The sequence below is a fragment of the Bacillaceae bacterium S4-13-56 genome (assembly GCA_040191315.1).
In the GTDB taxonomy this organism is placed as follows: domain Bacteria; phylum Bacillota; class Bacilli; order Bacillales; family JAWJLM01; genus JAWJLM01.
The window spans coordinates 1-856 of the sequence record JAWJLM010000124.1; the positions used below are offsets into that span (position 1 = coordinate 1).

An 856-nucleotide genomic window follows, 5' to 3' on the forward strand; every position below is an offset into this window, starting at 1 on the left:
CCTAGTTTATTCTTAGGTGTTCCTAACGATGAAGTGTTTTCTCTTTTACCTAGTCATAAAATGGTTAAAGAGGGCAGAGGACTGGAAGCATTAGATTTATCTATCAAAGGGAGTTGGAATGGGTAAGGTTTGGGGTTATTGTTCTATCCTTCTTTTTGTTCATTAATTTAAGTGGGATTAAAGCTTTAGGCAAACTAGATAGCAATATTAGTACATATTTGTTTTGGATATTACTATCAATCTCCTTAATATTAATTATTAGTGAAAGGAACATGATTGGTGCTCTTTTTGTATTTCTATGTAGTGGTATTTATGGTTTAGTGGTTTTAGGCTCACCATTAGTTCCCAAAAGTAATGCTGCATTTAGTGGGTTATTCCCTGCATCAACTGGTATTTTGGGGCAAATTGGTGTCAGGCACCTCATATCGGGAATGAACCACCTGAGTTTAAGAAATAATAGTTGAGAAATTCATGCATAACGATAGGGGAACATTCGTTCTTTTTCTTTTGTTTTATGCTACAATCTAATAGGATAATGTTCTTTTAGGGAGAGGTCGGCTAGCCCCGATGAAAGGGGGTGATGCCTATGAGTATGTATGAGAGTCTACAAGTGCTGTTTGGTTTCGGCACCTTCTTAATTGCATTGCTCGCATTGGTCATAACTTTGATCAATAGAAAATAGACCTCCCTATTTACCCACAAAGTTCTTAGGAGAGGTCTATCGACACAAGATAGCCGATCCCTCTGGGGGAACCGCTTATCTATGGACCACAGTGTGCAGCTGTGGTCTTTTTCATGATATTCATTTTCTGTATCTATTATACCATATGTAGTAAGAACTTAAAATAATGTAGCA

2 protein-coding genes are annotated in these 856 nt (G+C 37.1%); both read left to right on the top strand.

The window, feature by feature from the left end; translation table 11 throughout:
- Positions 1-113 precede the first annotated feature (113 nt).
- The gene (locus tag RZN25_17765; GenBank protein ID MEQ6378655.1) at positions 114-464 is read left to right on the top strand and encodes a hypothetical protein; all 351 of its coding nucleotides are present in this window, start codon (positions 114-116) and stop codon (positions 462-464) included.
- 128 nt (positions 465-592) lie between these two features.
- Positions 593-682, top strand: a complete 90-nt coding sequence (locus RZN25_17770) for a putative holin-like toxin (protein ID MEQ6378656.1) — start codon at positions 593-595, stop codon at positions 680-682.
- Positions 683-856 lie beyond the last annotated feature (174 nt).